General features: G+C 72.3%; 2 protein-coding genes. Both read right to left on the reverse strand.

Annotation, left to right across the window (positions count from 1 at the left end):
• Window positions 1-120 (reverse strand): polyketide synthase docking domain-containing protein (locus Vqi01_RS31415; protein ID WP_204038390.1); only part of this gene is annotated, 120 nt, incomplete at its 3' end.
• Between the two features lie 37 nt (window positions 121-157).
• The gene (locus tag Vqi01_RS29360) at window positions 158-9,220 is read right to left on the reverse strand and encodes an SDR family NAD(P)-dependent oxidoreductase (RefSeq protein ID WP_372444464.1); all 9,063 of its coding nucleotides are present in this window, start codon (window positions 9,218-9,220) and stop codon (window positions 158-160) included.
• Window positions 9,221-9,239: the final 19 nt, after the last annotated feature.

Here is a 9,239-nt window from a genome sequence, read left to right on the forward strand (position 1 = left end):
GCCGACGATCGCGATCGGCTCGTGCGCCGCCGCCTCGATCTGCTGCAGGCGCTGCCTGGTCTGGTGCAGCTCGGACGTGGCCCACTTGAGGTAGTCGACGAGCTTCTCCTCGTCCGACATCAGGCTCTCCTTCCTGCCCGGGAGGGCATGCTCGTCGTCACTTCGAGGTCCGGCCGAGCTCGCGATCAATAAAGTCAAATATTTCGGCTGTGCTCGCCGCTTCGAGCTTCTCCGTGACGGCCTGCTCCGCGGACTCCCGTGCGCCGGTCCACTTCGCCAGCAGAGCTCGCAGCCGGTTGCCGACCTGGCCCTCGTCCTCGCTGCCGGGCTGGATGCCGGACAGCACGCTCTCAAGTCGCACCAGATGCTCCAGCGCCGTGGCGGTCGCCGTCTGCTCCGGTGCCAGCCGACGGCGCAGATAGGTGGCGAGAGCGGTGGGGGTGGGGTGGTCGAAAACGACGGTGGCGGGCAGCCGCTGGCCGGTCGCGGCGCTGAGCCGGTTGCGCAACTCGACTGCGGTGAGCGAGTCGAAGCCCAACTCCTTGAACGGCTGTGTGAGGTCGAGCTGGGAAGCGTTGCCGTGCCCGAGTACCGCCGCGGTGTGCGTCCGCAAGGTGTTGAGGATCAGCTCCTGCTGCTCAGGCGGGCTCAGGTCGGCCAGGCGCTGACCCAGCGGCGCCGCCGTGGTGGCGGTGGCAGTGCCGGGCGTGCTCGGCAGCAGGCGACGCATCACCGCGGGTAGCTGGCCGTCCGTCGCGAGCTGCCGGAGCGTGGCGAGGTTGAGATGAGCGGTCAGCACGTCCGGTTGCTCGCTGGTGATTGCCCGGTCCAGGAGCTGGAGCGCCTGCTGGGTGGGCATCGGGACGAGACCGTAGCGGGTGAGCCTGGCCCGGTCCTGGGCGCTGAGCGTGGCGGTCAGTGCGGAGTCCTGCTCCCACATGCCCCACGCCAGCGAGGTGGCCGGCTGACCGGCCCGCCTGCGGTGGTGCGCCAGTGCGTCCAGGAACGTGTTGGCGGCCGCGTAGTTGGCCTGACCAGGATTGCCGATCGTGCCCGCGGCGGAGGAGAAGAGCGCGAACGTCAGGACCGGGTGGTGCTGGGTGAGCCGGTGCAGATGCCAGGCGGTGTCCACCTTCGGTGCCAGTACGCCGTGCAGCTGATCCACCGTCATCGTGCCGACGGTCGCGTCCTCGATCGTGCCGGCGCAGTGGATGACCGCGGTGATCGGGCGTGCCGCCGGAATGGCGGCGACGAGCGCGGCGAGCTGTTCCGGATCGGCGGTGTCGCAGGACGCGGTGGTGACCGTCGCGCCCAGAACGCTGAGGCGATCATGCAGCCGGCCGGTCGCCGCGGTGTTCGGCCCGGTCCGGCTGGCGAGCACGAGGTGCCGGGCGCCGTGGCGGGTGATGAGGTGCTCCGCGGTGGCTGCCGCGAGGGTGCCGGTACCGCCGGTGATGAGCACTGTGCCCTCGGGGTCGACGACGGGCTCGCCGCCCGGTGCGGACACCGGAAGCCGCGTGAGCCGCGGAGCGTGCAGCTGCTGGTCGCGGATCGCGATCTGGGGTTCCCCGGTGGACCGGGCGGCCCGAATCACGGCGAGGTCGGGCGCGGCGGCGGCCTCGTTGTCGATGGCCGTGATCCGCCCGGGGTGTTCGGCCTGCACCGCGCGGACCATGCCCCAAGCGGCGGCGGCAGGCAGGCTGACCGGTTGATCGCCGCTCACGGCCATCGCGTGGTGGGTGAGGACCACCACCGGAGTGTGGTCGTCCTCGCCGAGGCGGTGCTGAAGCTCCCGCAGCAGTGCCTCGGTGGTGGCGTGCGTGACCGTCGCCGGATCGCCGTCGCTGTCGTCGGCGAGACCGGTCAGGTCGATGACGTGCGGTACCGCCTCGTCCGGAGCCGGCGCCGCGGGAGCCGGCACCACCGTCCACTCCACGCGGTAGAGCGGCCGGCTGCTTGCGCTGCCGGCCCGTAGCTGCTGGGCGTCGACCTGGCGAAGCGTGAGCTTGTCGATGGAGAGCAGCGGCGCGCCGGCCGAGTCACTCATCCGCAGGGTCAGCGTGTCGGGTTGGCCCTCGGGCACGGTCAGACGTGTGCGGGCAGCGGTGGCGCCGGTGCTGTGCAGGCTCACGCCGTGGAACACGAACGGCAGCCGGACCGGCTCGCCCTCGCCGCCGGTGGTGAGGAGGCCGTGGTGTACGGCCAGGGTGTGCAGGGCCGCGTCGAGCAGGGCGGGATGGATGCCGAATCCATCGGCGTCCGTGCCCTCCGGCAGGCGGACCTCACCCCAGGCTCCGGAGTCGGCCCGCCAGGCCGCGCACAGCCCTTGGAAGGACGGGCCGTAGTCGAGGCCGAAGCGGGACAGCTGGTCGTAGAAGCCCTCCACGGGCAGTGCGGCGTCGGGTGGCGGGGGCCACGGCAGCACCTCACCGGCTGCCTCGCTCCGCTCCAGCAGGCCGTACGCGTGTCGGGCCCACTCGCTGTCGTGCCCGGGCTGCCACCGTCGGGACCTGATGGTGACGGTGCGCTGGCCGCTGTCAGCGGACGGGCCGATGGCCACCTGCAGATCCACCGAGCCCTGTTCCGGCAGGATCAGCGGAGTGTCGATGGCCAGCTCGGCGAGGCGATCGGCACCGGCGTGCCGGCCGGTGAACAGCGCCAGCTCGACGTGACCCGCGCCGGGCAGCAGGACCGCCCCCGCCAGCGCGTGGTCGGCCAGCCACCGGTGCGTGGCCAGCGACAGCCGGCCGGTGAAGAGCCAGCCGCCGTCGGGCAGCTCGACCATCGCGGACAGCAGCGGATGATCCGTCTTCGACAGTCCGGCGCCGGTCACGTCGGTACCGTTTCCCGGGACGAGCCAGAACTGCTGGTGTTCGAACGGGTACGTGGGCAGGGTGACCCGGGGACCGTCCGGTGCCGGCAGCACGGTGGTCCAGTCGACCGGCGCCCCCTCGGCGAACGCTTCGCCCAGGCTGGCGAGCAACCGGGCGCGACCACCGTCGTCGCGCCGCAGCGTCCCGATCGCGATGGCGCGTTCCGGTGCGCTGTCCTCGTTCAGAGTGTCCTGAGTGGCGGTGGTGAGCACCGGGTGCGGGCTCACCTCGATGAACAGGTTGTGGCCGCGGCTGTGCAGGGCCTCGATCGTGGCCTTGTACTGCACCGGCTGGCGGAGGTTGGTGTACCAGTACTCGGGGGTCAGCTGCGTCGTGTCGAGCACGTCAGCGGTGACGGTGGAATAGAACGGCACGCGTGCGGCTCGCGGCGTGATTCCGGCCAGATCACGCAGGACCTGCTCCCGGATCGATTCGATGTGCGGGCCGTGCGAGGCGACGGCGGCGGGTACCGCCTTGGCGCGGATGCCGGCGGCGGCGCTGTCGGCGAGCAACTCGTCGATGGCGGCCAGGTCACCGGTCACGATTGTCGAGGTGGGGCCGTTCGTCGCGGCGATGGTGAGCCGCCCACCCCAGCGCGCCAGCCTGTCCTCGACGTCCGCGGCGGGCAGCGGAACGAAGGCGAGCGTGCCGCCGCCGACCATGGTCGCGAGCGCCCGGCAGCGCAGCGCCGCGATCCGCGCCGCGTCGTCGAGGGACAAAGCCCCGGCCACGTACGCGGCCGCGACCTCGCCCTGCGAGTGGCCCACCACCGCGTCGGGATGTACCCCGTGGTGCCGCCACAGCTCGGCGAGCGAGACGAGCACGGCGAACAGGGCCGGCTGGACGACCTCGATGAGCTCCAGCGACGGGGCATCCGGCGCGCCGTCCAGCACGTCCAGAACCGACCAGTCCAGGTAAGGAGCGAGCGCATCGGCGCAGGTGCGCAGCTCGGCGGCGAACACGTCCGAGGCGTGCATGAGTTCGCGGGCCATGCCAGCCCACTGTGAGCCCTGGCCGGGGAAAACGAAGACGGTTTTGCCGCCGTCCTGTGCCACGCCCTGTACGACGCCGGCGCCGGGCAGGCCGTCCGCGAGGCTGGACAGGGCCGCGAGCCGGTCCTGCCGGTCAGCGGCGACCACGACCGCCCGGTGCGCGAAGTGGGTGCGGGTGGTGGCAAGCGCGTGGGCCACAGCCGCGGCGGGCAGCTCGGACCGGTTGGCGACGAACTCACCCATCCGGCGAGCCTGCATACGCAGCGCGGAAGGAGTCTTCGCGGACAGGAGCCAGGCAACGGGCTGGTCCGGCTCGTTCGCCCCGTGCGGTACCTCCGGCTCGCGGGGTCCCTCTTCGAGGATCACGTGCGCGTTGGTGCCGGAAATTCCGAAGGAGGAAATCGCGGCCCGGCGTGGACGGTCCACGTCAGGCCACGGCGCAGCCTCGGTGATCAGGCGCACCGCTCCGGAGTCCCAATCGATGTGCGGTGACGGTTCGTCGACGTGCAGGGTCTTCGGCAGTACGCCGTGGCGCATCGCCTGGATCATCTTGATCACTCCAGCGACGCCGGCGGCCGCCGAGGTGTGCCCGATGTTCGACTTGATCGAGCCAAGCCATAGCGGATGGTTTTCGGGCCGGTGCCGCCCGTACGTGGCGAGCACAGCGTGCGCCTCGATCGGGTCGCCGAGCGTGGTGCCGGTGCCGTGCCCTTCCACCACGTCGACGTCGGCGGAAGCGAGCCCGGCCGTGGCCAGCGCCTCCCGGATGAGCCGCTCCTGTGACGGGCCGTTGGGGGCGGTGAGCCCGTTGGAGGCACCGTCCTGGTTGATCGCCGAACCGCGGATCACGGCGAGGATCCGGTGACCGTTGGCCCGGGCGTCGGAGAGGCGCTCCAGCAGCAGCATGCCGGCCCCGTCGGAAAGCCCGGTGCCGTCCGCGGCCGCGGCGAACGCCTTACACCGCCCGTCCGGGGCGAGACCCTGCTGGTAGCTGAACTCGCTGAAGAAGGTTGGTGCGGCGAGCACCGTCGCGCCGCCGGCCAGGGCCAGGTCGCACTCGCCGCGCCGCAGGGCCTGCGCGGCCAGGTGCAGCGCGACCAGCGACGAGGAACAGGCGGTGTCGACCGTGACCGCCGAGCCTTCGAGGCCGAGGGTGTAGGCGATCCGGCCCGAGGCGACACTCGCCGCGCCGCCCGTCATCAGGTAGCCGTCCACCGCCTCGGTGCTGCCGCCGGCACCCATCGCGTACCCCTGGGTGACGAGCCCGGTGAAGACGCCGGTACGGGTACCGCGCAGCGACTCCGGCGGGATGCCGGCGTCCTCCAGGGTCTCCCAGGCCGTCTCCAGCAGGATCCGCTGTTGCGGGTCGGTGGCGAGCGCCTCACGCGGGCTGATGCCGAAGAACGCGGCGTCGAAGCCGGCCACGTCGTAGATGAACCCGCCCGAGCGTACGTAGGTCTTGCCCCGCACACCCGGGGTCGGATCGTAGATGGAGTCGATGTCCCAGCCCCGGTCGGTGGGGAACTCGCCGATCGCGTTGACGCCTCCCGCGACCAGCTGCCAGAGATCTTCGGGCGAGCGCACTCCACCGGGGTACCGACAGCCCATGCCGACGACGACGATCGGGTCCGTCTCGCTGGCCGTCGGTGCGGCGACCGGGGTGGCCCGATCACCCCCGCGTTCGAGCAGCGCCGCCCGCAGATATCTGGCGAGCGCGACCGGCGTCGGGTGGTCGAACACCAGGGTTGCCGGCAGCCGGACCCCGATCGAGGTGCCGAGCCGATTGCGGAGCTCGACCGCGGTGAGCGAGTCGAAGCCCAGCTCTTTGAACGGCCGGCGAATATCGATCTTCGATCCACTCGGGTGCCCGAGCACCGCCGTGACATGGCCATTGATCACGTCGTGCAGGAAGCGGAGCTGCTCCGGCTCGGTCAGCCGGGCCAACTGGCCGGCGAGCGGGGAGGCTGCGGCGGCCGCCGCCGCCACACCGCGCCGGACGGCGGGCCGGACGAATCCCCGCAGCACCGCGGGTACCGACTCCTCGTGGCGAAGGTCGGCCTGGTCGAGGCGAACGGCTACCAGGCTCGGCTGGCCGGCGGCGAGCGCCTGGTCCATCAGGTCCAGAGCGGCACCGACGCTGATCGTGGCCAGCCACCCGGGCCGGTCCGAGACCGAGCCCGACCCCGCGGCCGCCTCCGTCTCGTAGGCCACCGAGAGGGCCGGCCGCCCCTCCTGGCGTCGCTGCCTGGCCAGAGCGTCGAGGAACGCCCGGGCCGCCGAGTGGCTCGCCGGACCGGAGTTCCCGATCGCACCGGCTGCCGGGGAGTGCAGCACGAAAGCGGTGAGGTCGTGGTCGCGGGTCAGCTCATGCAGGTGCCACGCGGCGTCCACGTACCGCCGCAGCACCGCGGCCAGCTCCTGCGCGGACAGCGTGCCGTTTCCGGCGTCCTGCGGCGCGGTGGCGCAGTGCACCACGGCGGAGAGCGGACGCTCGGCCGGGATGCCGTCGATCAGCTCGGCCAACTGCCCAGCGTCGGCGGTGTCGCAGCTGGCGACGGTGACCGTTACGTCCAGCGCGGACAGCTCTTCGCTCAGCCGCTCGGCCTCGGTTGTGTCCGTGCCAGGTGAACTGGTCAGGATCAGGTGCCGCGCGCCGTGCCGGGTGGCGAAATGCCGGGCGCTGGCCGCGCCGATGCCGCTGGTGCCCTCGGTGATCAGGATCGTGGAGTCTGGATCCAAAGCGACGGTACCGGGCTCGACATGCTCGCGGAGCAGTCGCGGTACGAACATCCGGCCGTCGTGGACGGCGACCTGCGGCTCGCCCGTCGCCAGCGCGGCGGCTAGCTCCTGCTCGCTCAGGGCGGCGGCCGGGTCGTGGGCGACGGCGGTGACGCGGCCGGGGTGCTCGGCCTGGAACGCGGCCAGCAGCCCCCAGGCGGCGGCGCCGGGCAGGTCGGCGGCCGGCTCGCCGGCGGCGGATACCGCGCCGCTGGTCAGGATGACGAGGTGGTCGTCCGTGTCGCTGGCGAGGTGGTCGTGCAGCAGGGCGAGCAGGCCCGCGACGCCCGTGTGCGTCGCCGCGACCGGGTCCGCGCCACCATCCCCGGCCAGGTCGGCCAGCGGTACGACGCGCACGGCCCGGTCCGGGCCCGGGGAATCGGCCGTGACCGGCGTCCAGCCGACGTGGAGGAGCGGCGGGGCACCGCTGGCGCGCAGCTGGTCGGCGGTGACAGCGCGCAGCGCCACCGATTCGATATCCGCGAGGGGAGCACCGGCGGCATCCGCGATCCTGACCGCGACCGTGTCCACCTGGCCCGGTACGGCGGCCATCTCGACACGCAGCGCACTCGCACCTGTGGCGTGGAGGCGCAGGCCGTTCCAGGCGAACGGCATGTGCAGCTGATCACCGGCGCTGTCATCGGCCAACAGCCCGATCGGCTGGAGGGCGGCGTCCAGCAGCGCCGGGTGGATGGCGAACCCGGCCGTGTCCACCCCTTCCGGGAGGCTCACTTCGGCGTACACCCGGTCGCCGGAGCGCCAGGCCGCACGCAGGCCGCGGTAGCTCGGCCCGTAGGTGACATCCATCTGGACGAGGCGCCCGTACAACTCGTCGACGGACAGGGCGGTCGCCCCGGGGGGCGGCCACGCGGCTGCCAGGGCCTGCTCGGCGACGCCGTTGTCCGGCGCGACGACAGCGTGTACATGGGACACCCAGCCGTCCTGTCCGACCCCACGGGAGCGGATGATGACCGGACGTCGGCCGGCGTCGTCGGCCTCGCCGACCTGCACCTGCAGGTCCGCGTCGCCACGAAGGATCAGCGGCGCCTGGAGGATCAGCTCGTCCAGCCGTGCGGAGCCGACCTGTTCGCCGGCGTGCAGGGCAAGCTCGGCGAAGGCCGTCCCGGGCACCAGGACGAGCCCGCCCACCGAGTGCTCACCCAGCCACGGGTGGGCCTGTGCCGAGACGCGGCCGGTGAACAGGTGCCCGCCGCCGGGCAGCTGAGCCATCGCGCCCAGGAACGGATGCTCGGCGGCGGTGAGGCCCGCGGAGACGACGTCCGCCGTCTGCTCGGCGACCGCCCAGTAGCGCTGGCGCTCGAACCCGTACGTGGGCAGCGCGGTCACACACGCGTCCGTGCCATAGACAGCAGACCAGTCCACAGTGGCGCCGCTTGAATGGGCGTGAGCCAGGGACGCCAGGAACTGGGCCTCGCCGCCCTGGTCACGGCGGAGCGTGCCGAACACCGCACAGCCCTCGTCGAGCGTCTCCTGGGTGGCGGTGGTGAGTACCGGATGCGGACTCACCTCGATGAAGAGGTTGTGGCCGCGGGTGCTGAGCGTCTGGATGGTGGTCTGGTAGAGCACCGGCTGGCGCAGGTTGGTGTACCAGTACTCCGCTGTGAGCTCGGTGGTGTCGAGCAGCTCACCCGTGACGGTGGAGTAGAACGGCACCTCGGACGGGCGCGGGGTGATCCCGGCGAGGTCGTGCAGTACCCGGTCGCGCAAGGGCTCGATGTGCGGGCCGTGCGAGGCGACGGCGGCGGGTACCGCCTTGGCCCGGATGCCGGCGGCGGCGCAGTCGGCGAGGAGCTCGTCGATGGCCGGCTGATCACCGGTGACGATGGTGGAGGCGGGTCCGTTGACGGCCGCGACGTTGAGCTGACCGCCCCAATTGGAAAGCCTGCCTTCGACCTCTTCGGCGGGCAGCGGTATGAAGGCCAGCGTGCCCTGACCGACGATGGTGGCGAGCGATCGGCAGCGCAGCGCGGCGATGCGCGCCGCGTCGTCGAGGGTCAGTGCTCCAGCCACGTAGGCGGCGGCCACTTCGCCCTGCGAGTGGCCGACGACCGCGTTCGGGTGTACGCCGTGATGACGCCACAGCTGGGCGAGCGAGGTGAGAACCGCGAAGAGGGCGGGCTGAACGACCTCGATGCGCTCCAGCGACGGGGCGTCCGGGGCACCGTTCAGCACGTCGAGGATGGACCAGTCGAGGTACGGCGCGAGCGCGTCGGCGCAGGCGTGCAGGTGCGCGGCGAAGGTGTCAGAGGTCTGGAGCAGCTCGCGGGCCATACCGGCCCACTGCGAACCCTGACCGGGGAAGACGAACACCGTCTTGCCCGGCACCACGGAGCCCTGCACCACCGACGCGTCCGGCATCCCGTCGGCCAGGCTGGTCAGGCCGGCGATCAGGCTGTCACGGTCGGCACCGAGCACCGCGGCCCGGAACGGCAGGTGGGCGCGTGTGGTCGCCAGTGACCAGCCCACATCCGTGGGGTCGACGTCCGGGTTCGCCACCGCGTACTCGCGCAGCCGCGTCGCCTGCGCGCGCAGCGCGCTTTCCGAAGCCGCCGAGATCGGCCAGAGGCTGGGCCCC

Origin of the sequence: Micromonospora qiuiae (genome assembly GCF_016863555.1) — a bacterium.
Classification (GTDB): Bacteria; Actinomycetota; Actinomycetes; order Mycobacteriales; family Micromonosporaceae; genus Micromonospora; species Micromonospora qiuiae.